This is a genomic window from Cyanobium sp. L1E-Cus (genome assembly GCF_024345755.1).
In the GTDB taxonomy this organism is placed as follows: Bacteria; Cyanobacteriota; Cyanobacteriia; order PCC-6307; family Cyanobiaceae; genus Cyanobium_A; species Cyanobium_A usitatum.
Genome location: NZ_JAGQBS010000015.1, coordinates 12,285 through 35,810, shown reverse-complemented (window position 1 = coordinate 35,810; position 23,526 = coordinate 12,285). Strand labels below are relative to the sequence as shown.

At 67.1% G+C, this 23,526-nt stretch carries 24 protein-coding genes and 1 tRNA gene; 10 read left to right on the top strand and 15 right to left on the bottom strand.

The annotated features are described in order from the left end of the window. Nucleotides 1-94: 94 nt before the first annotated feature. Both KBZ22_RS12315 and KBZ22_RS12310 read left to right on the top strand, forming a co-directional pair. Nucleotides 95-412: a hypothetical protein gene (locus KBZ22_RS12315; protein ID WP_255022176.1), complete on the top strand. Its 318-nt coding sequence runs from the start codon at nucleotides 95-97 to the stop codon at nucleotides 410-412. A gap of 249 nt (nucleotides 413-661) precedes the next feature. Next, nucleotides 662-916, top strand: coding sequence for a YdcF family protein (locus tag KBZ22_RS12310; protein ID WP_255022175.1), 255 nt, complete (start codon nucleotides 662-664; stop codon nucleotides 914-916). Between the two features lie 286 nt (nucleotides 917-1,202). Here KBZ22_RS12310 and KBZ22_RS12305 read toward each other — a convergent pair whose 3' ends face one another. Both KBZ22_RS12305 and KBZ22_RS14440 read right to left on the bottom strand, forming a co-directional pair. Then, nucleotides 1,203-1,325 carry a hypothetical protein gene (locus KBZ22_RS12305; protein WP_255022174.1) on the bottom strand — a complete coding sequence of 41 codons (123 nt, stop codon included), beginning with the start codon at nucleotides 1,323-1,325 and terminating at the stop codon, nucleotides 1,203-1,205. Between the two features lie 204 nt (nucleotides 1,326-1,529). Continuing rightward, nucleotides 1,530-1,724: a type II toxin-antitoxin system Phd/YefM family antitoxin gene (locus tag KBZ22_RS14440; RefSeq protein ID WP_396112071.1), complete on the bottom strand. Its 195-nt coding sequence runs from the start codon at nucleotides 1,722-1,724 to the stop codon at nucleotides 1,530-1,532. A 176-nt stretch (nucleotides 1,725-1,900) separates the two neighbouring features. On the opposite strand from KBZ22_RS14440, the gene KBZ22_RS12300 reads away from it, so the two are divergent. Next, nucleotides 1,901-3,814 (top strand): nucleoside-diphosphate sugar epimerase/dehydratase, encoded by a 1,914-nt coding sequence (locus KBZ22_RS12300; RefSeq protein WP_255022173.1) that lies wholly within the window; start codon nucleotides 1,901-1,903, stop codon nucleotides 3,812-3,814. 380 nt (nucleotides 3,815-4,194) lie between these two features. Here KBZ22_RS12300 and KBZ22_RS12295 read toward each other — a convergent pair whose 3' ends face one another. The 3 genes from KBZ22_RS12295 to KBZ22_RS12285 all read right to left on the bottom strand — a co-directional run bounded on the left by KBZ22_RS12295 (nucleotide 4,195) and on the right by KBZ22_RS12285 (nucleotide 7,174). Continuing rightward, nucleotides 4,195-4,629 (bottom strand): hypothetical protein, encoded by a 435-nt coding sequence (locus KBZ22_RS12295; protein WP_255022172.1) that lies wholly within the window; start codon nucleotides 4,627-4,629, stop codon nucleotides 4,195-4,197. 132 nt (nucleotides 4,630-4,761) lie between these two features. Beyond that, nucleotides 4,762-5,316, bottom strand: a complete 555-nt coding sequence (locus tag KBZ22_RS12290) for a hypothetical protein (RefSeq protein ID WP_255022171.1) — start codon at nucleotides 5,314-5,316, stop codon at nucleotides 4,762-4,764. A 325-nt stretch (nucleotides 5,317-5,641) separates the two neighbouring features. After that, on the bottom strand, nucleotides 5,642-7,174 hold the full coding sequence (locus KBZ22_RS12285; RefSeq protein WP_255022170.1) for a peptide ligase PGM1-related protein: 1,533 nt from the start codon (nucleotides 7,172-7,174) through the stop codon (nucleotides 5,642-5,644). Nucleotides 7,175-7,234: 60 nt separating this feature from the next. Here KBZ22_RS12285 and KBZ22_RS12280 point away from each other — a divergent pair, with 60 nt between their 5' ends. Together KBZ22_RS12280 and KBZ22_RS12275 are read left to right on the top strand one after the other, a co-directional pair. Further along, a complete protein-coding gene (locus tag KBZ22_RS12280; RefSeq protein ID WP_106633055.1) occupies nucleotides 7,235-7,522 on the top strand; it encodes a SemiSWEET family sugar transporter in 288 nt (95 codons plus the stop codon). Continuing rightward, on the top strand, nucleotides 7,519-8,028 hold the full coding sequence (locus KBZ22_RS12275) for a hypothetical protein (RefSeq protein ID WP_255022169.1): 510 nt from the start codon (nucleotides 7,519-7,521) through the stop codon (nucleotides 8,026-8,028). The genes KBZ22_RS12280 and KBZ22_RS12275 overlap by 4 nt, the downstream gene beginning before the upstream one ends. Here the strand turns inward: KBZ22_RS12275 and KBZ22_RS12270 are convergent. Continuing rightward, the gene (locus KBZ22_RS12270) at nucleotides 8,025-10,094 is read right to left on the bottom strand and encodes an HDIG domain-containing metalloprotein (RefSeq protein ID WP_255022168.1); all 2,070 of its coding nucleotides are present in this window, start codon (nucleotides 10,092-10,094) and stop codon (nucleotides 8,025-8,027) included. The genes KBZ22_RS12275 and KBZ22_RS12270 overlap by 4 nt on opposite strands. A gap of 69 nt (nucleotides 10,095-10,163) precedes the next feature. Between KBZ22_RS12270 and folD the strand changes: the two genes are divergently transcribed. The 4 genes from folD to KBZ22_RS12250 all read left to right on the top strand — a co-directional run bounded on the left by folD (nucleotide 10,164) and on the right by KBZ22_RS12250 (nucleotide 14,121). After that, nucleotides 10,164-11,042, top strand: coding sequence for a bifunctional methylenetetrahydrofolate dehydrogenase/methenyltetrahydrofolate cyclohydrolase FolD (gene folD / locus KBZ22_RS12265; RefSeq protein WP_255022167.1), 879 nt, complete (start codon nucleotides 10,164-10,166; stop codon nucleotides 11,040-11,042). 224 nt (nucleotides 11,043-11,266) lie between these two features. Continuing rightward, nucleotides 11,267-12,169 carry a geranylgeranyl diphosphate synthase CrtE gene (crtE, locus tag KBZ22_RS12260; RefSeq protein WP_255022166.1) on the top strand — a complete coding sequence of 301 codons (903 nt, stop codon included), beginning with the start codon at nucleotides 11,267-11,269 and terminating at the stop codon, nucleotides 12,167-12,169. A 7-nt stretch (nucleotides 12,170-12,176) separates the two neighbouring features. Continuing rightward, a complete protein-coding gene (locus KBZ22_RS12255; protein ID WP_255022165.1) occupies nucleotides 12,177-12,662 on the top strand; it encodes a divergent PAP2 family protein in 486 nt (161 codons plus the stop codon). After that, entirely contained in the window at nucleotides 12,655-14,121 is a 1,467-nt protein-coding gene (locus KBZ22_RS12250) for an ATP-dependent RecD-like DNA helicase (RefSeq protein WP_255022164.1), read from the top strand. Before KBZ22_RS12255 ends, KBZ22_RS12250 begins: the two co-directional genes overlap by 8 nt. A gap of 13 nt (nucleotides 14,122-14,134) precedes the next feature. On the opposite strand, the gene KBZ22_RS12245 is transcribed toward KBZ22_RS12250, so the two are convergent. The 7 genes from KBZ22_RS12245 to KBZ22_RS12215 all read right to left on the bottom strand — a co-directional run bounded on the left by KBZ22_RS12245 (nucleotide 14,135) and on the right by KBZ22_RS12215 (nucleotide 21,316). Beyond that, the gene (locus KBZ22_RS12245) at nucleotides 14,135-14,821 is read right to left on the bottom strand and encodes a GAP family protein (RefSeq protein ID WP_255022163.1); all 687 of its coding nucleotides are present in this window, start codon (nucleotides 14,819-14,821) and stop codon (nucleotides 14,135-14,137) included. Next, the gene (locus tag KBZ22_RS12240; RefSeq protein ID WP_255022162.1) at nucleotides 14,818-15,432 is read right to left on the bottom strand and encodes a histidine phosphatase family protein; all 615 of its coding nucleotides are present in this window, start codon (nucleotides 15,430-15,432) and stop codon (nucleotides 14,818-14,820) included. Before KBZ22_RS12240 ends, KBZ22_RS12245 begins: the two co-directional genes overlap by 4 nt. Nucleotide 15,433: 1 nt before the next feature. Continuing rightward, nucleotides 15,434-15,736 carry an acylphosphatase gene (locus KBZ22_RS12235; protein WP_254961377.1) on the bottom strand — a complete coding sequence of 101 codons (303 nt, stop codon included), beginning with the start codon at nucleotides 15,734-15,736 and terminating at the stop codon, nucleotides 15,434-15,436. Then, the gene (locus KBZ22_RS12230) at nucleotides 15,685-17,175 is read right to left on the bottom strand and encodes a cobyrinate a,c-diamide synthase (RefSeq protein WP_255022161.1); all 1,491 of its coding nucleotides are present in this window, start codon (nucleotides 17,173-17,175) and stop codon (nucleotides 15,685-15,687) included. The genes KBZ22_RS12235 and KBZ22_RS12230 overlap by 52 nt, the downstream gene beginning before the upstream one ends. Beyond that, nucleotides 17,176-18,471, bottom strand: coding sequence for a glucose-6-phosphate dehydrogenase assembly protein OpcA (locus tag KBZ22_RS12225; protein WP_254998472.1), 1,296 nt, complete (start codon nucleotides 18,469-18,471; stop codon nucleotides 17,176-17,178). A gap of 36 nt (nucleotides 18,472-18,507) precedes the next feature. Then, a complete protein-coding gene (zwf, locus tag KBZ22_RS12220; protein WP_255022160.1) occupies nucleotides 18,508-20,031 on the bottom strand; it encodes a glucose-6-phosphate dehydrogenase in 1,524 nt (507 codons plus the stop codon). 142 nt (nucleotides 20,032-20,173) lie between these two features. Next, nucleotides 20,174-21,316: an FAD-binding oxidoreductase gene (locus KBZ22_RS12215; protein WP_255022159.1), complete on the bottom strand. Its 1,143-nt coding sequence runs from the start codon at nucleotides 21,314-21,316 to the stop codon at nucleotides 20,174-20,176. Between the two features lie 240 nt (nucleotides 21,317-21,556). On the opposite strand from KBZ22_RS12215, the gene KBZ22_RS12210 reads away from it, so the two are divergent. After that, nucleotides 21,557-22,027: an SRPBCC family protein gene (locus tag KBZ22_RS12210; protein WP_255022189.1), complete on the top strand. Its 471-nt coding sequence runs from the start codon at nucleotides 21,557-21,559 to the stop codon at nucleotides 22,025-22,027. Between the two features lie 93 nt (nucleotides 22,028-22,120). Here KBZ22_RS12210 and KBZ22_RS12205 read toward each other — a convergent pair. Further along, nucleotides 22,121-22,193 (bottom strand) — tRNA-Glu (locus tag KBZ22_RS12205). Nucleotides 22,194-22,270: 77 nt separating this feature from the next. Continuing rightward, nucleotides 22,271-23,470, bottom strand: coding sequence for a histidine kinase (locus KBZ22_RS12200; RefSeq protein WP_254998470.1), 1,200 nt, complete (start codon nucleotides 23,468-23,470; stop codon nucleotides 22,271-22,273). Between the last annotated feature and the right edge of the window lie 56 nt (nucleotides 23,471-23,526).

Sequence of the window (23,526 nt, the reverse complement as noted above, 5' to 3'; positions counted from 1 at the left end):
GTGGGTAGGGTTTTCTTGTTCGACATCCAGGGTTGGATCACCCTGATCCTGGGCGGTCTGCTGGCGCTGATCACTCTTTTCTCGTCTTACAGCCATGTCCACATCCCCTTCATCGGCGCCGTCGCCCTCAATCAGCAAATCGGAGTTCTATTCCTCTTTGCCCTGGTTCCGCCGCTGCTTGGCGATGCTCAATTGGCGACCCGTTGTCGACTACGAGCTGAGAGAGATCGAGTTCGATCGGAGCGAGCACGAATTCGAGAAGCGGAAGATCGCGCACGAGCATCGGATGAGGCAGCTCGAGAGCGAGATCGATCTGCTCGACGAGTTCAACTCCAAAATCGATGCGCTCTTGTTCAGCTCCAGCACCAGCTCTCCCCCACCCCAGAACACACCCAACAACTCCGAGGGCTGATCGGATTCCTTCTCGAATACGGCGAATTCAGCTGAGCAGCACAGGCGCCGGGCTGGATCCCGAGGTTGTTGCCCACAAACGGGCGGATGGGGTGTTGTGGGGGTTCTGTCAACACGGCTTTCCCCCCGGCGCCTGCTAATTCGCTGCCCCAGAGGTGCGCCGCCACCTCAGCCCACACCGGAACTGCTATAGGACTTCGACACCGCCACCCAGTTCATCGCCCTCGCCCACTGGTTGCGCCACCAGCCCTTGCCCTGCAGTGCCCGGGTGTGGATTGCTACCGATCCCGATCACACCGCCCGCGCCGTGGTCCTCGCCCGCATTGCCCTTGGCAGCCAGGGCATTGGCGTTGGCCCGGCCGATTTGCCTACCCCCAGCTCCGGTGAACGCCGCAAGCTTTTTCGGGATGCCCTGCGCCTCACTATTTTGCGGGCCACTGGGAGCACTGGCGCCTGGCTGGCTCCCCAAGTTGCTGCCCGTAAGCGGGCGGATTGTGGGGTTTAGGGGTGGTCCGGCCAACGCGGCTTTCAGGTCGCGGTTGGGGCGGCTGCGGCGCTTGAGGCCGGCGGCCTCGTGAAAGCCGCTTAGGAGTTGTTCCGGCTGCAGGTCGTGAGGCCGCTCTGGTTAGGGAGTTTTCAGCTGCGGATGGCCCAGGCCCTTGTTCCGGCGGGATGCGCTTGCAGCTGCGAGGGCAAGCACTACTTGATCTGCGCCCCGCACTGTGTTCCTGCTGACCAGTACAGGTGTATTATGAGTTGAGCGGCGAGCGCTCGGCGTGGGTAGGGTTTTCTTATTCGATATCCAGGGTTAGATCACCCTGCTCCTGGGCGGCCTGCTGGCGCTGATCACTCTTTTTTCGTCGTACAGCCATGTCCACATCCCCTTCCTCGGCGCCGTCGCCCTCGATCAGCAAATCGGAGTACTACTCCTCTTTGCCCTGATTACTCACTTTGCGGGGTTATTCCTAAGTCGACATCCTGGGAGTCGTTTCCGTCGATCTACCCCCAGCATCCCCTGCAGGGTGTGAGGTCACGGGGCGAAGCCTCCGCAATAATCAGACCAGTCGGCTTATCTGCTCAGGTCAGTGCGGCTCGTGAATGGATTCAGCAGGGGAACTTCAAAGTGGCTGAAGTCGCCCACATTGCGGGTCACCACCGTGAGCTGATGCACTTTGGCGATGCCATTGTTCGATGGGTACCAGGACCGCGGCTTCGGTGCCGCGCCGCGAAACCACTTGGGGGCGTTCCCGTTGGCAGGCGCCGCGCAACTCGCTGAAGCGCGCTTTGGCGTGCTGTACGGGCCAGACCGTCATTGCATCCAGCCTCTGACTGGTTACCAGACTGGTCAAATAGATATCAGAGGTTTTCGTTCCGCAGCATCTGAATCACCACTGTTCAGGAATCTGTACAGCCCGTACAGAACGATGAACACTGCTCGCACCACCAACCCCACCGAGCCCCTGTCGCAACCGCGGCGGGGGCTTTTTTTATGACTTTTAGCGCTCTCATCTCCCAACTGTTGCGGCTCGCCCCCCTGCCGCGCCGCCTGTTGCTGATCGCCGCCGATGCCCTCTTCATTCCCTTGGCGGTGTGGCTCAGTTTCTGGCTGCGCCTGGCCCATCCCTTCAACGCCAACTTCATCCAGAGCCTCTGGATGCTGCCGGCTGCCCTGCTGATCGGCGTTCCGCTCTACGCCTTCACCGGCCAATACAAGGGCCTCACCCGCTATGTGGGTAGCCAGGCCCTATATCGCCTTGCTGGCCGCAATGGGCTGCTGGTGGTGTTGTTGGTGCTCGTTGGCGTGATGCTGCGGCTGCCGTTGCCGCCCCGCAGTAGCTGGCTGCTGCTCTGGCTGCTGCTCACGGGCTTCACCGGCGCGGTGCGTTTCGCATTGCGTGATTTGTTGGTGAGCCTCCAGAACAAGCCCCGCCACGCCCTCATCCGCGTTGCCGTCTTCGGCGCCGGCGCTGCCGGAGTGCAGCTCGCTGCAGCCTTGCGCCACGCCGGCAGCCACAGCGTGGAACTGTTCCTCGACGACGATCCCCGGCTCTGGCGCCGCGAAATCAATGGCATCGCCATTCAGCCGCCCCAGATCCTGCGCGAGCGCCGCGGCGATGTGGATCAGGTGTTGTTGGCGATCCCCTCCCTCAGTCGCAGCAAGCGCCGCCGCATCGTTGACGATCTTCAACCCCTCGGCATCCCCGTGCTGCAGGTGCCCTCGGTGGAGGAGATCACCAGCGGCCGCACCCGCATTGATGCCCTGCGCCCGGTTGCTATCGAAGAGCTCCTCGGCCGTGACGCCGTGCCGCCCGATGCCCAGCTGCTCGGCCCGGGCATCGCCGACCAGGTGGTGCTGGTGAGTGGCGCCGGTGGCTCGATCGGCGCCGAGCTCTGCCGTCAGATCCTGGCGCTCAGGCCCCGCCGCCTGGTGCTGCTCGAGCGCAGCGAACCCAGCCTCTATGGCATCGATCAGGAGCTGCGCCGCAGCCTTCCGGCCGGTTTGCAGCTGGTGGCCGTGCTGGGCAGCGTCACCGATGGCCAGCTGGTGAGCCGCGTGCTGCAGGAGCAAGCGGTGCAGGTGGTGTTCCACGCCGCTGCCTATAAACACGTGCCCCTGGTGCAGGCCAATCCCCTCGCTGGCCTGGCCAACAACGTTCTCGGCACCCTGGTGTTGGCCCGCGCTGCGGCTAGCTCTGGTGTGGCCAGCTTCACGCTGATCTCCACCGATAAGGCGGTGCGCCCCACCAACGTGATGGGTGCCTCCAAACGCGCGGCCGAGCTGGTGATCCAGGCCCTGGCTCAAGAGCTACCAGCCACCCGCCTGGCCATGGTGCGCTTCGGCAACGTGCTGGGCTCGTCCGGTTCGGTGGTGCCGTTGTTCCGTGAGCAGATTGCCAAGGGCGGGCCGATCACCCTCACCCACCCCGAGATCATCCGCTTTTTCATGACCATCCCGGAGGCTGCCCAGTTGGTGCTCCAGGCCGCCGTGCTCGCCCGCGGTGGCGACCTGTTCTTGCTGGATATGGGCGAACCTGTGCGCATCGTCGATTTGGCCAAACAGATGGTGCGCCTAAGCGGCCTTTCGCTGCGCGATGCCCAGCACCCCCAGGGCGACATCGAGATCGTGTGCACCGGTCTGCGGCCCGGCGAGAAGCTCTACGAAGAACTGCTGATCGACGCCGAAAGCGAACCCACCACCCACCCCCTCATCTACCGCGCCACCGAACGCGCCATGCCCCCCGAGCAGCTCTGGCCTCAGATCGAGGCCATGGAAGTCGCCATTCGCCGCCAAGATGCCCCTGCCGCCCTCGACTTGCTGGCCCAGCTGGTGCCCGAGTGGCAGCGGGGTGAGGTTGGGGGCCAGCCCCAGGCGGCCCATCCGGTGGAGGTGGCTCAAGGCTGAAGGGTGGGGCTGTTCAGCCGTTGCAAATTTTTATTGCCTGAGTTATGCGTTTATGCTCATAAAACAGATGTGGTGTGTGTTCTGTGTGTGGCGCTCGTGAGGCCGGCGCGGTCAATCCAGCCCCATCGCGTGAATCATTTCGGCCAGGGTTCCTGATTCCAGAATCCCCACCACGGCACCTAGAGCGGCAATCGTCACGATCAGCCCCCGTTGTAGAGCTACCGCTTAAACGATCTGGTCGACTAACTAGCGCCCTCTTTGCGTATCGACTCATCTGTTGATGTCTTTTCCCCTCTGGCCCGAACCCTTTAGGCCCGGCTCCACTCGATGGATGACGACTTTCGGGGCCTCGGCGACGACGGGGGCAGCCCTGCGCTGCCTCAGCCGGCGTCAAACACCCGCTTGCCGTCGGCACGTTTCTGGTTGAGGCGTCGCGATTCCCGCCGCGTGAATTCGCTCACCGTTGGGTTGGCCACCACCGGATCCACATGGGCCACCTGCTCCCACAGATCCCGCGGCGCCCAGCGCACCGTGTGCTCCACCCGATCGTGCTTGATCACATGGCACCAGCGGCTGCTGCCGCACGCCGGGCAGAACAACTCCTCGAGCCACTCGTTGCTCAGCACCAGCACCGGGTAGGCCTGGATCACCAGCTTGGCGGTCTTATCGGCCATGCCCCGGGCTTTGAGTTGCTCGAGAGTGAGCAGGTGCAGGAAGTACTTCTTGCCATTGCCCTCAATCCGTTGCTCCGGATGGGCCGGGCAGCACAGCTGGCGGCGTTGGGGCCGGCGGGAGCGGCGGGGTGTCTCACCCAAGGGGGAAAAAGTTTCTGGTTTGAACCTAGCGCTGCTGCGCAACCTCATCATTTTTGGACCCTTTCGATGCGTTTATGGTCATAAACCGGTGCTGTTGGCGCCCGCGCCGTCCTGGTTGGGCTCGATTGACGCTCAGCTGGTGGTGGCTTGCGTCACAGCCATGAGCGCCGGGCCATCACAGCGGCTCCAGGCGCTCTGGGCCGCCGGCGTGGCCGCCACGCCGAGTTTGGCGAGCGCCTGGCGTGCCTCGTACTGGCGGGCCGTCAACTCTTGGCGCCGCGCCTCCTGTCCGGCTTCCCAGCGCTGCTGCTCGGCCCCATCGGCCTTCCGCCAGCGGGCCAGGGCCTGCTGGTAGCGCTCTTGCTCCAATTCCTGGTCGTCGCGGGTGAAGCGCGCCAGCACCATCGGGTCGGGCGCCGCCGGCCGCGGCAGGGGCACGTAGCTGCGCTGGCTGAGCCGGCCGAGGTCGCTGCTGTAGCTGGTGAGGGACTGCACCTGCTGGCTCACCGCCGCTTGTTGGCGCCGGCAGCGGCTCACCAGGGCGCCCTGCTGCTGCAGCCGTTCCACCGCCGCCGCCCGCTGGCGCTCCACCTCAGCCCGGCGGTCCCGTTCTGCGCCGTTGCAGCCCACCAGCAGAAGCCCCAGCAGGGTTGCCGCCACCAGGCCCGCCCCAGTTCGCTGCCCCATGGCTGGTCTCAGGCGCCCCAGCCGTCCAGCTGGGGGTTGGTGCTTTGGATCGCCTGGTACAGCTCCTGCCGCGTGCTGGGCAGTGCTTGGAGGCGAAGGATGGAGAGGGCCTCCGTCCGCTGCATGGCTGCTCTGGAACTCCCTCCAACCAACCGGATCGGATCGCCCCTGTCAAGCCACTCAGCCCTGCGGCCCTTGAGCCTGTGGCGCCAGGCGTGCGCTCCAGGATTCCGTACAGCTTGTACAGAATCCTGGACAGTTCTGCACCGTCTTTCGTCCCCGTCGCTCCCCGAGGATCTGCAACGCCAGCAGCTGCTCCAAGGCGTCAGCTAGAGCCCTCGTGCCCGAGCCGCCCGGCTCCCAGTAGCAGCTCCGCTTCCGTGGCGGCGTACACCGCTTCTGCTTCCGCGGCGCTGCGGCCAATGCAGGTCATGCCGAGCTTGCCGTATTGCGACAGGCAGCCCAGCAGGTGAAACACTGTTCCGCGCATCTGGGCCTGGTCGAAGTGCAGGCCCGCCTCAGCCACGATGTCGATCAGATCCACCGGCAGCAGCCCGCGCAGGTGCGGCGCCGTGAGGTTGTCCGTTGCCTTGTAGTGCAGGGAAGGGCCGCTGGGGGCGTGATACAGCCCGCTGGCTGGATCGAGGCTGCCGCTGGTGATGGCGCTTAGGGCCATGTAGGGGTGGGTGGTGCCCCCCTGGCGCAGGTTCACCTCGATCGCTTGCAGATCCCAGCGATCGCCAAAGCGCCGGGCGATGAAATCCACCGCGTAGCGCTCCAGCGCCCCCTCTGCCGCTAGCGCCTCCCCCACCGCCTGGCCGTGGCGCATCAGCTCGGCCCGGTAGGGCTCGGCCGCCGGGAAGCTGCAGCCCAGGTAGGTCTGGCCGCTGGCGCCGCCCAGCACCTGCTCATGGCTTGAGAGCACCTCCACCTGGCCCGCTTGCCCCACTGATCCGGCTGGGCCGGGATAAATCGTGCCCTGAACGCTTGGTGAGCTGAGCTCCTCCCCGCCCTCCAGCCAAGCCTCCACCAGCGCCCCCTGCACCGCCAGCTGCTCCTTCCAGCTGGCTGCAGGCATCGGCAGCACTTCCAGGGCCTGCCGCAACCGCCGCCGCCGCTCAGCGCCGCTTAGCCCGGCCAGCTGCAGAGGTTCGAGCGGCAAAGGCGCATTGCCCTCGCCGCTGAAGCCCTCATTGAGCTTCACCACGCACTGGCGCAGCTCGGGGTGGGCTTCCCACAGCTCGGCGGTGGCTTCGCACAGGTCGTCGAGGTTGTGGGTGAGGGCCGAGCCGGGGGGGTGGGGCACGCCGCAGCGGGCGAACAGCTCGCGGCTGCCGGCCTTGCTGCCCCAGTAGCCCAGGGCTGGATCGGTGCCCAGCAGCGGCACCTGCAGCCGCTCCGAGAGCTGGCGTTCCAGGTCGCTCACCACAAAGCAGTTGATGAAGCTGCGCCCCGGCCGCAGCAGCTCGGCGATGCGCCCCAGCAGGGCCGGTCGCTCCAGCAGCTTGGCGGTGAGGGGCCGGTTGGAGGCGTCGTCGGTGTCGACCAGGTGCAGCCGCCGCCGCGCGTGGGAGGTGGGCACCCCCGGCAGCAGCTCCAGCACCGCATCCACCACCAGCTCCCCCAGCGGTTTGCTGGTGGCGTACACCATGCGCACCCCCGGATCCCGCAGCCGGATCAGCGAAAACAGCTGGCGCTCCTCGTAGTGGTGGGCGCCGGTCACCAGGTCGATCTGGTCCTGGTCCATCGACAGCGACGGCACCATCAGCACGTCCACATCCGGCCCCTGGGCTGCGGTGCTCTGGCCCCAATGCGGCTGCAGTTGGGCCTGGAGCTCGCGGAAGCTGAGCAATGTCATGGGAGTGGGGGCAGGATCGAGTGCCAGCTCCCATGCTGACGGCACGCTCGCCCAACCCCCATGGCAGTTCCTTTGGTTAGTCCTGCTGTGCGCGGCCTTGGATACCTGGCCGCGTTGCTCACCACCTTGAGCTTCTTCCCCCAGGCCCTCAAGACCCTGCGCAGTGGCGACACCAGCGCCATCTCCCTGCGCATGTACGGCCTGTTTACCGCCGGCATTGCCCTGTGGGCCATCTACGGGTTTTACACAGGCGATGGCCCCTTGATCGTGGCCAACCTGGTCACCCTGGTGCCCGCGGGGATCGTGCTGGAGCGCAAGCTCCAGTCCCTGCGCGCCCCGCGCCGATGAGGGTCCGGATTCTCCCTGCCCTGGACTCGCTGCTGCACGGCCTAATCAGTCTTGGCCTCGCTGCCCTACTGACCGCCTTCATCCTGGTGGGTGCCAGCCAGCATGGGGGGCAGGGCAACTCCCAGCTCGCTGCCGACAGCCTGCGCATGCTCTGGTCGCCGGCGATATTCGCCGGGGTGGGTGTCCTGCTAATTGCCAATGGGCTGCTGCGCGGCCTGTGGCTGCTGCTGAGGAGTCCCAGCAGGCCCGTGTTGGTGCGGCCGGTGCCGAGCAGGCCGGTTTCGCAGGCTGCAGCTGCTCCGGAACGCCCGGCCCATGCCTACGAGCGGGCCTGCGCCGAACTTGGTGTGGAACCCGGCAGTGACTGGGCCCTGGTGCGCTCAGCCTGGCGCCGCAACCTGCCCCAGTGGCATCCGGATCAGGGCGGCGCGGTAGACGTTTGGCGGCGCAAGCTGGCCGCCTACACCCTGCTCGAGGCCTGGCAGCAATTTGAGGAGCCGCCCTAGGCGCTGTAGGCCTTTCTGGCTGGGATCGGGTAGGCGATCCGCCGGTGGCGCATCCGCCGCCACACCCGCACGAAGGCCCGGATCAGCAGTTCCAGTTCGGCCCGACTGATGCCGCTTTCGGCTAGCTGGTTGTCGTCCTGGCGGGCTTCGATGATGCGGCGCACCATCTGGCGAGCCTCGCTTTCGCTAGTGCCGGGCGGCAGGGAGCGCAGGGCTGCTTCGCAGCCATCGGCCAGCATCAAGATCGCCGTCTCCCGGCTGCGGGGCGTGGGCCCCAGATAGCGGAAGCGCTCCTCGGCAACTCCCGGATCCCGTTCGCGGGCATGGTGCAAGAAGTAGCCCATCTTCAAGGTGCCCTGGTGCTCTGGGATGAAGTCGGCCAGGGGGCGCGGCAGCCGGTAGCGGCGGGCCAGTTTCAACCCCTCATCCACATGGGCCTGCAGGATGGCGGCGCTGGCGAAGGGGTCGTCAAGGCTGTCGTGGGGGTTGGCGCCTTCGCCCTGGTTCTCGATAAACCATTGGGGGCCGTGCAGCTTGCCCACGTCGTGATACAGCGCCCCGGTGCGCACCAGGTCGATGTCGGCCTGGATAGCCCGCGCCCCCTCCTCAGCTAGACCCGCGATCATCAAGGTGTGCTCGAAGGTGCCGGGTGCTTCCACCGAGAGCCGCCGCAGCAGAGGCCTCTGCAGGTCGGCCAGCTCCATCAACCGCGCCCGCGTCACCAAGCCAAAGAAGGTTTCCACCAGCGGCGCCAGCAGCAGGCCAGCCATCAGCAGCCCCCCCAGCAGCAGGGCTTCGCTCACGAGGTCCACCCGGGCCACCGCTCCCGGCCCCTGCAGCCCCCATTGCAATAAGAGCCACTGCAGCAGCAGCCCCGCGCCGGGCAGCAGCACCGCCAGTTGCAGTAGTTCGGCCCGGCTGCGCTGTCGTCCGGCCGCCAGGGCCGCCACGCTGCCCACCGCTGCCGCCACCAGCAGCCGCACTGCCATCAGGGCCGTGATCGGCATCGGCCACAGGAAGCTGGCTGCCGCCAGCCAGGCCAAGCCGCAGGGGGTGCCCAGGCCTTGGGCCAGCAGCAGCGCCGGGGGCACCAGCAGCACCAGCGGACTCGCCAGCGGCCCCAGCCACAGCGCAAAACCCTGCACCATCAGCAGGGCCCCCAGGGCCAGCAGCGCTTGCCGCGGCTCCAGGCAGGCCCGCCAGCGGCGCAGCACCAGCACCAGCACGCCAGCCATGGCTAGTGCTTCTAGGAAGTGACCAAGCCAGGCCAGGGGCCGCGGCCGCCGGTTCACCAGGCCGAAGTAATCGAGCACATCAAAGGCCTGGGGGCTGATCGTGTCGCCCTGACGGGTGATCAGATCTCCCTGTTGCACCTTGATCGTGGGTATCCCCTGCTGGGTGATCAACGCCTCGATGCGTCGCTGGCTCAGGCCTGGATCACTGCGCAGGTTGGAGTGGCCCTGCAGGGAGCTAGCCAAAAGCCGTGCCCCCAGCCCCCGCGGTAGCGGTGCCAAGGGCTCCAGCTGCAGGGTGGCCGCCTGCAGCAGCTGGCCTTCTGCCACCCCAGCGGCCAGCCCCTGGCTGAGCATGCGCAGCTGGGCTTGGCGCACCTCCCGGCCCCAGGCCGTGAGCTGGGTGCCCCCTGCTCCCCGCAGCCAGTTGCGCTCCTCGGTGGTGATTGCCACCGGTTCGATGCGCTGCTGGTTTGATTTGGCCTGCTGCTCCACCGCCTGCAGAACCTGCTCCAATTTCTGACGCAGCTGCCCGTTGGCCTGCTCATCCACCATCTGCACCGTGCTGCGAGGCACCAACTCCTGGCGCCGCTCCTCCAGGGCGTTGCTATCCACCACCATTGCCGCCTGCGGCGCCTTAGCCGTGAAGGGCGCCTCCATGCCGGGTCGCAGGTTTGGCTCCACCAACCAGGGCCAACTCGATACCAGGGCTACCAGGGCGCATACCAGCAGCACCGACGCTGTATCGCGATTGCGCCAAACCCCCGGCGAATGCCGCGGGCGCTCCAGCCGCAATAGCTGCCGCCACAGGGTTCGCAGCCGCCTTAACACCATTCCAAAACGCTAGCGGGCCCTAGGCCGGGCGGGACTGCAAGCTGGGGAGGAGTGCTCGCTTTCTGCACCATGGCCACCCGTATGGACGGCCGCCAGCTGGCCGGTGAGATCGAACTCCGGTTGCAGGCGACGATCGCTGAGCGACTGGCAGCCGTGGGGCGCCCGCCTGGTTTGGCGGTGTTGCGGGTGGGCGACGACCCGGCCAGCGGCGTCTATGTAGCTAATAAGGAAAAGGCCTGCGCCCGGGTGGGCATCACTAGCCTCGGCGCCCACCTCAGTGCCACGGCCAGCGCTGCCGAAGTGCTGGCCGCGGTGCAGCAGCTCAACGCCGATACCGCCTGCGACGGCATCCTGCTGCAGCTGCCCCTGCCTGCCGGCCTCGATGAGGGCCCGCTGCTGCTGGCGATCGATCCGGAGAAGGATGCCGACGGCCTGCACACCCTCAACCTGGGCCGCCTGCTCAAGGGTGAGCCCGGGCCGCGTAGCTGCACCCCCGCTGGTGTGATGGCCCTGCTGGCCCGCCACGGCGTGGCCCTTTCCGGCCAGCGGGCCGTCGTGGTGGGCCGCAGCATCCTGGTGGGCCAGCCGATGGCGCTGATGCTCCAAGCCGCCGATGCCACCGTGAGCGTGGCCCACTCCCGCACCCCTGATCTCGCTGCCCTCACCCGCCAGGCCGATGTGCTGGTGGTGGCCGCCGGCCGGCCCCGCATGATCGGTGCCGAGCATGTCAAGCCTGGGGCTGTGGTGGTGGATGTGGGCATCCACCGCGTTGAGGGTGGCCTGTGCGGTGATGTGCGTTTTGAGGAGGTGGAGCCCCTAGCCAGCGCCATCAGCCCCGTGCCCGGTGGCGTCGGCCCGATGACCGTCACCATGCTGCTGGTAAACACCGTGGTGGCCTGGTGCCGCCGTGCCGGTGTCGAGCACGGCCTGGGCGATCTGGTGCCCTGAGCGGGGATTGGATGGTCCCTGGGCTGATAAGGGTCGAGGGGGTGAACAGGATGGGGGGGTGATGTTCTGCTGCTGTCCCTGATTCTGTACAGGTTGTACGGAATCAAGGAGACCATCAAAATGGAAGCCAGCGCTCTCGGCCGCAACGTTGCGCGCTCTTGAGCACCCTGCGCCACCCCGCCTGAGAGAATCCCGCTAGCACGGAGGCCCCTGGCCGAAGCTCCATGACCGCGGCGGACTCCAGCCCCTTTGACTTCGCCGCCTATCTGGAGGCGACCCGCCTGCGGGTAGAGGCGGCCCTTGATGGCTCCCTGGGGCCGGAGCGGCCCGAATCCCTGCGCGAGGCGATGCGTTATTCGCTGCTGGCCGGTGGCAAGCGGCTGCGGCCGATCCTCTGCCTGGCGGCCTGTGAGCTGGCAGGCGGCGACAGCGCCTTGGCCATGCCCACGGCGGTGGCCCTTGAGATGGTGCACACCATGTCGCTGATCCACGACGATCTGCCGGCGATGGACAACGACGATCTGCGCCGCGGCCGCCCCACCAATCACAAGGTGTATGGCGAAGCCAACGCCATCCTGGCCGGCGATGCCCTGCTCACCCGCGCCTTTGAGATGGTGGCGCTGCGCAGCCCAGGCGTGGCGGCTGAGCGATTGCTGGCGGTGGTGGGCGAGCTATCCCTGGCTTCCGGCGCCCCCGGCCTGGTGGGCGGTCAGGTGGTGGATCTGGAGTGCGAGGCCAAATCCGTCGATCTCGACACCCTCGAATACATCCACCTGCACAAAACCGGCGCCCTGCTGCGGGCCTGTGTGCTCACCGGCGCCCTGATCGCCGGCGCTTCCGAAGACTTGCTGGCCGCCCTGCGCACCTACGCCCGCGGCATTGGTTTGGCCTTTCAGATCATCGACGACATCCTTGATGTCACCGCCAGCAGTGAGGTGCTTGGCAAAACCGCCGGCAAGGATCTCACCGCCGACAAAACCACCTACCCCAAGCTGCTGGGCCTGGAGGAATCGCGCCAGCGGGCTGATGCCCTGGTGATCGAGGCCAAGGCCGCCCTGGCTCCCTGGCAGGCCAGTGCCGCGCCCCTGCTGGCCCTGGCCGACTACATCACCAGCCGCGACCGATGAGTAATTGATGAGTAACTCCGTGCTGATAGGCGTCTTTGACAACGGCGTGCTCTGGTGGGGCCTGGCGGCCTGTGGCGTCGCCCAGCTCTCCAAGCTGGTGATTGAGCTGGTGGTGCATCGCCGCTGGAATCCGCGGGTGCTGGTGGAAACCGGTGGCATGCCCTCGAGCCACTCGGCCCTGCTCACCGGCACCACCGCAGCCCTGGGTTGGGTGCAGGGCTTTGAGGGGCCACTGTTTGCCCTGGCGGCCGTGCTCTGTTTTGTGGTGCTCTACGACGCCTCTGGCGTGCGCCGCGCCGCCGGCCTCACCGCCGCCCGCGTCAATGAGATGGGACCGGACGCCAAGCCCCTCAAGGAAAATCTTGGCCACACCCGCCTGGAGGTGCTGATCGGCGCCCTGATCGGTCCGCTGGTGGCCTTGCCTGGTTTGGTGCTGGCTGGCTCGCCGCTGCATCTGGCCCAGGGCCTGGGCTGGTTCACCGCGGTTGGTTGACTCCGAAGCTCCCGACTCAGCCGCGGCCCTAACTGCCGACCAGCAGGCAGCCGCCGCCGCTTTTGCCGATTGGCTGGCGGCGCCCGCAGATGGCACGCCCTTTGTGCTCAGTGGCTACGCCGGCACCGGCAAAACCTTCCTCTCGATGCGCTTTCTGGCCCAGGTGGAGGCCACCGGCCTCTGCTGGACCGTGGTGGCCCCCACCCATAAGGCCGTGGGTGTGCTGCGCTCCTATCTGGCTGGGGCTGGCCTTTCGCCCACCTGGTTTCCTTCCACCATTCACCGCCTGCTGCGGCTGAAACTCAAGCGCCAGCGCGATATCGAGCGCTGCGAGGAAACGGAGCAAACCGCCGTCGCCCTCGAGCACCTGGGCCTGGTGCTGATCGATGAGGCCTCGATGGTGGACTCCACCCTGCTGGAGATCAGCTTGCGCTGCGCCCACCCTTTTCGCACCCGGCTGGTGTTTGTGGGCGATCCGGCCCAGTTGCCGCCGGTTGGTGAACCCGTTAGCCCGGTGTTCAGCCTGGGCCGGGCCAGCCGGGCTGAGCTGCGCCAGGTGGTGCGCCACCAGGGGCCGGTGCTGCGCCTGGCCTCGGGGTTGCGCCAGGGCGACCTGCCCTGCCGCCGCCCGCCGCCGCTGCCACCGATCCGCAATGCCAGCGGTCAGGTGGCCCTGCTGGACCGGCGTGAGTGGCTCGAGGCCGCCCAGGCAGCCCTGCGCCGCAGCGCCGAAACCGACAACCCCGACCTAGCCCGCATCCTCTGCTACACAAACCGCTCCCTCGAGCAGCTGGTGCCGATCGCCCGCCGCGCCCTGCACGGCGAAATGGCCGACCAGCTGCCGGTGCTGCCAGGTGAGGTGCTGATCACCCGCGCTGCCGTGATGGCCCCCGCTTGCCGCGAGGGCGAGGACGCCGCCGAGGAGCCCGACATGCTGCTGGGCTCCAACCGGGAGCTGGTGGTGCGCGATGTAATCCCCGAACGCTGCGATCTGGCCGACTTCGGCGTGCCTGATGCGCCGGTGATCGATACCCTCACCGCCCGGGTGGAGGCCGGCGATAGCCAGCTGAGCCTGCGGCTACTGCCGCCCCTGGGCTCGGCGGCCCGGATCGCCCTCGAGGCTGTGTTGGCCCGCCTACGCCAACAGGCCAAGGACGCCGGCAAGCAGGACGGCAAGGGGCTGTGGCGCCGTTTTTTCCTGGTGCGAGATGCCTTTGCCTCCCTCGGTCCGGCCGCCGTTCTCACCGTGCATCGCAGCCAGGGCAGCACTTTTTCCGAGGTGTTTGTGGATGGCGATGTCTTCTGGCCCAGCGACACCGTGCTGCGCCGCCAGCTGGTGTATGTGGCCGTGAGCCGGGCCAGCCAGGCGGTCACCCTCCAGGCCGGCGCGCCAGGTGGTGGCCCCAGCGCCCTCGCCGACCAGCAGCTCTGGAGCGACTGGTTGCAGGCGGATGGCTGATTGCGCTGGCCTCTCAGGCCAGCCGCAGGCCCTCGATGCCCTGCCAGCCCAGATACACCGCCAGGGCCACGCTCACCAGGCCCACCAGTAGGTCGCCCTTGGCGAACAGCCACTGCTTGCCCCGCTCCAGCAGGGGCAGCATGCGCTCTGGGCCAGCCAGCAGCAGGGCCAGCAGCGGCAGCAGCAGCAGGCTGGCGCTCACCAGGCTGAATATCCCAGTGGCCAGCAGCTCCTGGCCGCGGCCGAGCCCCGCTGACAGCAGGCTGCTGGCGGACTTGGCAAACAGAAACAGATCGTCGGGGCTGGCCACCTGCAGGCCGGCACTGATGGCCAGCAGCAGCGGCAGGGGCAGGGCACAGAACTGATCGAGGCGGCGCGTCCAGCCCGGCGGCCCCGCACCCTCTTCATTTTTATTCAGCAGCTCCTTCACCCCCAGCCCCAGCAGGGCGCCGGCGGCCAGTAGGTCGAGGCCGGTGAGGTGGTCACTGCCCTTGTCCATGCTCAGCAGCAGGCTGTGGCCCACCGTGAGCAGCAGGGTTATGGCCAGGGCGGCGGTGACCAGCCAGGCAGCCACAAACAGCCCGCCCCGCTGCAGCGGCTTGGGGCCGAGCAGGAGCAGCAGCAGCAGGCCGATGTGCAGCGGCGAAAAGCCGATCGCCAAACCAAAAGCTGATAGCTCGCCGAGCAGGTTGGTACTCATGGTGGGGTCGTTACCTGGGCATTCCAGCGCACGACCGTGCGTCGTTCCCGCTCGTGGCCGAGCACCGACAGCGTGGCCGTATTCAGGTTGAACAGGGCCCCGCCTGCAGCCCCCAGCCCCAGCCAGGTGCCCGCCAGGCTGCGCAAGATATGGCCGTGGGCTACCAGCGCCACCGCTGGGGTCTGGGGGGAGGCCAGGGATTCAGCCAGGGCGATCACTCTCTGGCAGCGCGCCTCCACCTGGGGGCAGCTTTCACCGTCTGGGCAGCCATGGCTCCATACGCTCCAGTCGGGCACCTGGGCGCGGATCTCGGCGGTGGTGATGCCCTCGTAGCGGCCGTAGTCCCACTCCTGCAGGTCGGGGCAGATCTGGGCGCCCTCCGCCAGGCCCGCCAGCTCGGCGGTGCGCTGGGCCCGCTGCAGCGGACTCACCAGCACCGCCGCAAAGCGCTGGCTCGCCAGCCCTGGCGCTAGGTCCCGGGCCTGCGCTTCACCCTCCGGCAGTAGGGGCAGGTCGGTGCGGCCGGTGTGGCGCCCGTCGCGGGCCCAGCTGGTCATCCCATGGCGCAGCAGCCACAGTTCGAGCTGGGGAGGGGTGTTCAGCTGAGCCATTTCAGCGGCGCACCTCAAACCAGTCGGTGCCGGCGGCGGCTACCTGGCTGCTAGCCACGCTGTTCACCACCGCTTCAGCCGGGCCCTTCTCGCACCACAGCCGCAGCTCGGTGAGCTCCTGCGGGCAGCCCTCAGCTTCTATCTCCACCGAACCATCGGAGCAGTTGCGCACCCAGCCGCTCAGGCCAAGATCCTGGGCCCGCAGCTTGCAGGCGGCCCGGTAGCCCACCCCATGCACCTGGCCGCGCACGATCAAACGCCAGCGTTCTTGCTGGATCTGGGGCCGGGGTTCGTGGGGCTGCACGAAGCGGCGCTCGTCGGCAGCGGCGCGGCGCGCGCGGCTGCGGCTGCCAGGCGTGAGGGAATCACCGGGCATCCAGCCCAGTGGAGGTGCAGCCAGCTGGCGTGCACGTTCGGCGCTGTCCATCCTTCGCTCCGGGTTACGGTCCCCCAGCCGTCAAGCTGCCACAGCCCGTCGCCGGCTGCCACAGAGTTGTCGCAGTTCTGCAGAGGCTCCAGTTGCCAGCGGTGAAATTCATGGCCGCAAAAGCTCTCACCCGGCCGCACCAGCAAGCCATTGGCCGTGGCGGTAGCCGTGCGATAGCCCAGGCTCAGGGCGCCTTTGCGGGCCTTGAAAGGCAGCACGCCAGCCATCGGCTGCAGCTGCCCCTCGCCATCGGCCAGCTGCTCGCCCAGCAGCAGCAGGCCGCCGCATTCGGCCACCAGCGGCAGCCCCGCCGCCGCAGCCCGGGCCAGGTCGCCCAGGCTGCGCCGGCTCGTCGCCAGCTGGGCCGTGTGCAGCTCCGGGTAGCCCCCCGGCAGCAGCACCGCTCGGCAGCCCTCGGGTAGGGGCTCATCGGCCAAGGGGCTCCAGGCCCGCGGCTCCAGGCCCACCGCCTCGAGCAGCTCGCCGGCCTCCGGATAGCGGAAATGGAAGGCCGCATCGCTGGCGATCGCCACCGGCAGGGGCTGGGAGCTATGTCGCAGCTGGGAGCTCTGGCGCAGGCGCTGGGAGCTCTGGCGCAGGCACCAGCTGATCGGATTTTCGGCGCCTGGCTCGGCTGCTGGTGGGGCCAGCAGGGGCACCAGCTGCTTCAGGTCCAAGTGGCGGGCGGCCAGCTCGGCCCACTGCTCCTGGCGCTGCTCGAGGTCGTGCAGCTCCCCCGGCGGCAGCAGGCCCAAGTGACGGGAGGGCAGCTCCAGGCTGGGGTGGTGCGGCAGCACCCCCAGCAGCGGCACCTCGATGCTGGCCAGGGCTTCCGCCAGCAGGGCGTGGTGGCGCTCGCTGCCCACCCGGTTAAGCACCACCCCGGCCAGCTGCACCGCTGGTGGGCCATGGTCGCGGAAGCCCCGCACCAGCGCCGCCAGGGAGCCCGCCTGCCGCGACGCCTCCACCACAAACACCACCGGCAGGCCGAGCTGGGCCGCCACCGCCGCCGAGCTGCCCTCACTGCTGGGGCCGCGGCCATCGAACAGGCCCATCACCCCCTCCACCAGCGCCAGGTCGGCCCGGCTGCCGTGCCAGCTAAAGCAGCGCTCCAGCCACTCGGGCCCGCACAGCAGGGGATCGAGGTTGCGGCAGATGTGGCCGCTCACCCGGCTGAGCAGCTGGGGATCGAGGTAGTCGGGCCCCACCTTGAAGGGCTGCAAACCCAGGCCCTGCGCCCGGGCCCAGGCCGCCAGGCACAGCGACAGCAGGGTCTTGCCGCTACCGCTGCTGGGCGCGGCGATCAGACAGGCCATTCAGGGCAGCAGTTTGGCGGCGAGGGGGGCGGCGGCTGCCAGCAGGGGGTTGGTGGAGTCGTGGCCACCGGAGAGCAGGCGGGCCATCTCCATCTCCTCGCTCTCATTGGGCAGGGGCACCACCTCTTCAGCCAGTTCCATGCTCGCCATGCCGCCCGATTCGAGCCGCATGCAGCCGCCCGATTCGGAGCAGAGGATCACGCATAGCGGTGAGCCCTGGCTGCTTTGGCAGATCAGCCGCAGCCCCACCATGGCGCCGGGGTGGGTTTTGGGTACGCCCACTGGCACCGGCATCTGGCGGAAGCGCACGGTTTGGCCGTCGGTGCGCTCGAATTCGGCGCCGATGCCATCGCCCACCCCATCGCCATCCACCGCATAGGTGGAGATCAGGTGCCAGCCCAGCCGGTCGGCCAGCCAGGCCGCCAACAGCAAACCCTTCACCGGGTTGGAGCCCTCCACGTCGAGGTCGAGCTGCACCACGTGGTTGAGGGCATCACGCCGCGAGGGCGGATCAAACACCATCGCCAGGGATTCGCGCCAGCTGCGCAGCCGCAGCCAGTTGAGGTCGTTGATCGGCTGGCCCGCATCGATCCGGGCCACCAGCAGGTCGAGGCAGCGGCGCGGATCCCCCAGCGACGAATCCACCACCAGGCGCCGGGCGCCGGTGGCTAGAGCCGCCATCACCTCAGGGGCCTCATCGAGGCTGCTGTTCCACCACACCCAGCAGGGCAGGTCTGGGGCGATCAGGGGTTGGACCAGATCGAGGTTCTGGCGCAGGGCACCGGTGCCGCCCCTGAGCACCACCACGTCGCCGCAAGCGGAGCCGCCAGCGCCCTCCTCCGGCAGGGGGCAGTAGGCGGCCACCAGGGTTTCTAAGGGCTGGCCGCCGTCGAGGGTGGGGGCCAGGGTGATCAGTCGCCGGGGCATGTGGGCGCTGATCGCCCCTTCCACAAACTGGCCGCGCTGGTCTTCGGCGTGGTGATTGCCGCCAAGCTGGCCGAGCGCCCAGGCCAGCTTGGGATCCATCGGTGCCGTGCTCAGGGGCAAGCCGCAGCTCACCGCCGCAGCGCGGGCCGCCTCCAACACCGTTTCATTGAGTAGGCCCGTGATTGGTCCATCAAGCCGGCCGCAGCGCACCAGCTGCTGCTCCAGCCAGGAGCCCTCCCACACCACCAGGGTGAAGGTGGCGGCGCCGGGGGAGCTGCCCAATTCTCGATCCCAGAGGCGCTCCAGGTAGCCGGGCACCTGGTCGGGGGGTAGGGCGAGGGGGGCCTGGAGGGTGAGCTGGGTCGACATGGGGTCAGACTCGGGATGGGGTCAGGGCAAGAGAAATCAGGGGCGACGCCAGGCCAGGCCGTCTTCAGCCAGCAGGTTGTCGGCGGCGGCAGGACCCCAGGTGCGGGCCTCGTAGGGGTACACGGGCAGCTGGGAGGGGGCGTCCTCGATCAGTTCCAGCAGCGGCGTGTAGAGACGCCAGGCGGCCTCCACCTCGTCACTGCGGGTGTACAGGGTGGGGTCGCCCAGCATGGCGTCGGCCAGCAGGCGCACGTAGCCCTCGTCGCTTGGTTCACCGAAGCTGTCGTCGTACGAGAAGGCCATATCCACCGGCCGGCTGCGCATGCCGGAGCCGGGGGCCTTCACCTCAAATTTGAATTCAGCGCCTTCATCTGGCTGGATGCGCAGGATCAGCTGGTTGGGGGTGGGGGCGCCGCCAGCGGCATCAAACAGGTGCACGGGCGCCTCGCGGAAGGTGAGCACCACCTCGGAGAGCCGCTTGGGCAGGCGCTTGCCGGTGCGCAGGTAGAAGGGCACGCCCTGCCAGCGCCAGTTGTTGATGAACAGCTTCATCGCCACGTAGGTCTCCGTGGTGCTTTCCGGGTTCACCCCCGGCTCATGGCGGTAGCCGGCGATTGGTCGGGTGCTGGATCCCCCTGGCCCGTACTGGCCCCGCACGCAACACTTCCAGGGCTCGTCTTCATTGGCTAGGCGCGCCGCTTGCAGCACCTTGGCCTTTTCGTTGCGCATCGACTCGGGGTCGAAGCGTCCCGGTGCCTCCATCGTCGTGAGGGCCAGCATCTGGGTGAGGTGGTTCTGCACCATGTCGCGCAGGGCGCCCGAGCTTTCGTAGTAGCCGGCCCGCTCCTCCACGCCCACGGTTTCGGCCGCCGTGATCTGCACGCTGGAGATGTAGTTGCGGTTCCAGATCGGCTCGAAGATCGTGTTGGCGAAGCGCATCACCAGGATGTTCTGAACCGTCTCCTTGCCCAGGTAGTGGTCGATCCGGAAGATCTGGTTTTCCTGGGCGCAGGTCTGCACCACCCGGTTGAGTTCCTGGGCGCTGCCGTAGTCGCGGCCGAAGGGCTTCTCGATCACCACCCGGCTGCGGCTCGGGTCGCTCAGCAGCCCGGCGGCGGCCAGGGAGCGGCAGCCACTGCCGTAAAAGTTGGGCGACACAGACAGGTAGAAGGTGCGGTTGCCGCGGGTGGCCCGCAGCCGGTCGATGCCCTCTAGCCGCTGGCCCAGCCGCACCACCGAAGGGGGATCCTCCAGATCCACCGGCTCATAGAAGAGCCCGGCGGCAAATTGCTCCCAGGCCACCCGGTGCTCAGCCACCTCTTGGGCCATGGCCTCGGCCATCTTGCCGCGGAAGTCCTCATCGCTCCAGGGGCGGCGGGCGCAGCCCAGCACCGCAAATTCACTGGGCAGGCGCCGCTGGCGAAACAACTCAAAAAGCGCCGGCACCAGCTTGCGATGGGTGAGGTCGCCACTGGCCCCAAAAATAACCAGGCATTGGGGCGGGATAACCCGCTCCTGGCGGAGTCCTACCCGCAGTGGATTGGTGAGCACAGCGCCCATGAATGCCTGTCTGGTGCCCATGGTTTAACGGGCCTGGCGCCGTCGCCCACCGCTTGCCCCACTTTGTGATGGTTTCTGTGTGGGATTCGCCAAAAAAAAGCCCGCCTTGGGGGCGGGCAGGGGAAGCGGATTTGGCTCGAAATCAATAGGTTTCGACGTGCCAGCGGTCGGCCTTTTTGAGCTGGGGACGCAACTCGGCCCAGTTCAAACCCTTGGCAGTGGCGGCGGCGGTCATCGCCTCGTCGATGCCGGGCTCCATGCCCCGCAGACCGCACATGTAGACGTGGGTCTTGGGATTCTCGATCCAGGAGAAGATCTCCTCGGCGTTCTCACTGACGCGGTCTTGGATGTACATGCGGCCGCCGTTGGCGTTTTGCTGCTCGCGGCTGATCGCCTTGGTGTAGCGGAAGTTTTCGGGAAACTCGCTGGCGTAGCGGTTGAAGTCGTCGTCGTAAAGGAGGTTGGGGGTGGTGGGCACGCCCATCAACAGCCAGGCCTTACCGCGGAAATGCCAGCCGTTCTTCTCCCGCTCGGAGGGCTCAAACATGCGGCGCAGGTAGGTGCGCATCGGCGCGATACCCGTGCCGGTGGCAAGCATGATCACGTTGGCTTCCTCGTCTTCAGGAAGCAGCATCTCCTTGCCCACCGGGCCGGTGATCTTCACCTTGGCGCCGGGTTCGATGTCGCAGAGGAAGGTGGAGCAGACGCCGTTGATCGTCTCGCCATCCTTCTCGTATTGGAGCTGGCGCACGCACAGCGACACCGTGTTGCCCTCCAGGTTGTCGCCGTGGCGGGTGCTGGCGATTGAGTAGAGGCGCAGCTTGTTGGGCTTGCCGTTGGCATCGGTGCCGTCGGGAATGATGCCGATGCTCTGGCCTTCGACGTAGTGCAGCTGGGGGTCACCACCGGAGAGGTCGAAGGTGATGTGATTCACCCGGCCGATAGCCCCTTCCGCCAGCAGGCTGTAGTTATCGGTCACCGTGCCGACGAACGGATCCTTCGGCTTGTAAAGGTTGACGGGAACGTCGGCGTGGGACACGGCAGCGGGTTTCGAAGGAGCGGCGTTTGCTTTGGGGGCGGGTGCTGGGCTGGCGCCATCGTCTGCGAGAACGGCGCTGATGCGACCGCCTGTCTGAGCGATTGATTGCATCAGGCCCTGGAGTTGGCCGAATGGCACGGTGAAGCGGCGCTCAGCCTGACGCTGGCTTCTCACTCCGAAGGCTTCCACCACGACGGTGAACATCCGGTTGTCGGACTGGTTGGCGCGACCGGTGGAAACACGCATGCAGACTCAGTCCCCTCAAAAACGCGCTGATCATAGGGAACACGGCCGCAGCGAATTCCCGGCAGACACCGCTAGGTTTGTGCCCCAGCACACTTACGCCGTGCGTCCTTGGCGCAGCTTCTTGCCCGATCAGGTCTGCCTGGCCAACTGGCTGAGCCGGATTTGTTGTCGAATGGGCCTGCGGATTTGACCAATTCCGCCCCAACCGCCATTTGCAGCCTCGACACCATCCAGCAGGAGATGGAGCGTCTGCCCCAGGGCACCAGGCGCCTGGCGGTGCAGTTGCGCCTACCGCTTGATCCTCGCTGGATCTGGTCCGTGCTCACCGATTACGCCAATCTCAATAGCTTTATTCCCAACCTGGCCTCCTCCCGCCAGCTGTGGCGCCGCGGCAATCGGGTGGGTTTGGAGCAGGTGGGCACCCAGCAGTTCTGTGGGCTGCGTTTCAGCGCCAAGGTGGAGCTCGAGATTGAGGAAGATATCGAGGCGGGCGAGCTGCGTTTTTGCATGTGCCGCGGTGATTTCCGCCGCTTTGAAGGCTGTTGGCAGATCGGCCGCACTGGTGAAACCACCCACCTGCTCTACGAGCTCACGGTGCAGGGCCGGCCCGGCATGCCGATTGGCTTGATCGAGCAACGTCTGCGCGAAGACCTGGCCAACAACTTGCGCGGAGTGCAGCGAGAGGCGGAACGCCGCGCCGCCCAATCCTGATTAAACAGGAGTTGTATTCCTGATCAAACAAGAGTTGAACTAAATAACCCTTCTCTTTTGCCCCTTGGGCATTAAAGGAGCTGGATTTATGTATACCCCCAAGGGGATTCGAACCCCTGTCGCCTCCGTGAAAGGGAGGTGTCCTAGGCCTCTAGACGATGGGGGCGAGGCCACAACGCTGTGGGGCGTTGATGTATTGGAAGCTACGGGGCAGGGGGACCCTTCGTCAAGGAGAGCAGCGCTTCAGGGCCTGTTCTCAGTGGGGGCGACGCGACGATCAGGCCCCCTTGGCGTCAGCGCGGGTTGGACCTGGCCGCTCCAGACCGGCACGCTGACGTGGAAGCAAGCACCCTCGCCGGGTTCCGACACAACCCAGATGCGCCCCCCGTGCACCTCGGCGATGCGGCGGCACACCGATAGGCCCACGCCGTAGCCAGAGGTGGTGCCGGAGGTTTGGGGCAGGCGCACCCGATCCAGAAAAATCCGTTCCTGCTCCGCTTTGGGGATACCCGGCCCGGTGTCGCAAAAGCTCACCTGCACCCACTGGTCGGTGCGGTGCAGCAGGGTCAGGTGCACCCGGCCCCGGTCCGGGGTGAACTTGAGGGCGTTTTCCAGCAGGTTCAGCAATACCTGGCGCATGCGGCGCTGGTCGGCGAACACATCTGGCAGGTCGGCGGGGATGTCGGTGATCAGCTCTAGGTCGCGGCCGATCCAGAGTTTTTCCAGCTCCAGGATCGCCTCGGCGGCCACCTTGCCCAGCGCCAGGCGCTGGGGATTAAAGAGGGCCTCCCACCGGGTTGTACCCACCTCCAGCAGGTCCTTGGAGAGTTCCTGGATGTCGTCGAGGCGGCGGGTGAGTACGTCGCGGAAGCGGGTCTCGTCGATCTGGCCGAGGGTGTGGCTCTGGAGAGCGAGCTTGGCAGCCGTCAGCGGCGTGCGCAGCTCATGGGCCACCATCCGCAGCAGGCGCTCCTGCACCCCAAGGCGCTCGGTCAGGGTTTCGTTTTCCTGGCGCAGCACCAGCAGCTGGTCTTCCAGCTGCAGCTCGCGCTTGGTGCGGCTGCCATCAATTTCAGCGGGCCGCAGGCTCATGCCCAGGCTAGTAACCACCTCCATCTGCTGCCAGCGCGGCAGCCAGCTGCGCAGCTTCTGGGTGATGGCATTGCCGGCGATCACCTGCTTGGGCAGGGGGTCGAGCTTCACCAGGGCCGGGGTGGCCACCAGCCGGTGCAGCTCCAGCAGCTGGGGTTGGTGGCCCGGATCGGCGATCTCCAGGCTCACCTTGAAAGCGCACTCCTCGCTTTTGAGGAACTGGATCAGGTTGCGTAGGTCCTGGCTGGCCAGGTGGTAGCTGGTGGCGACAAGCAGCAGCTTCAGTTCGGGGCGTTCGGTCGCTCCGTCGTTGGCGACCTGGGCGGCCGTGGTGGGGTGATCGGCGCTCACGTGGCCAACCCTATGGGGAATTGGCCAGAGCAGCTCGATTTCGCTATGACTAAATA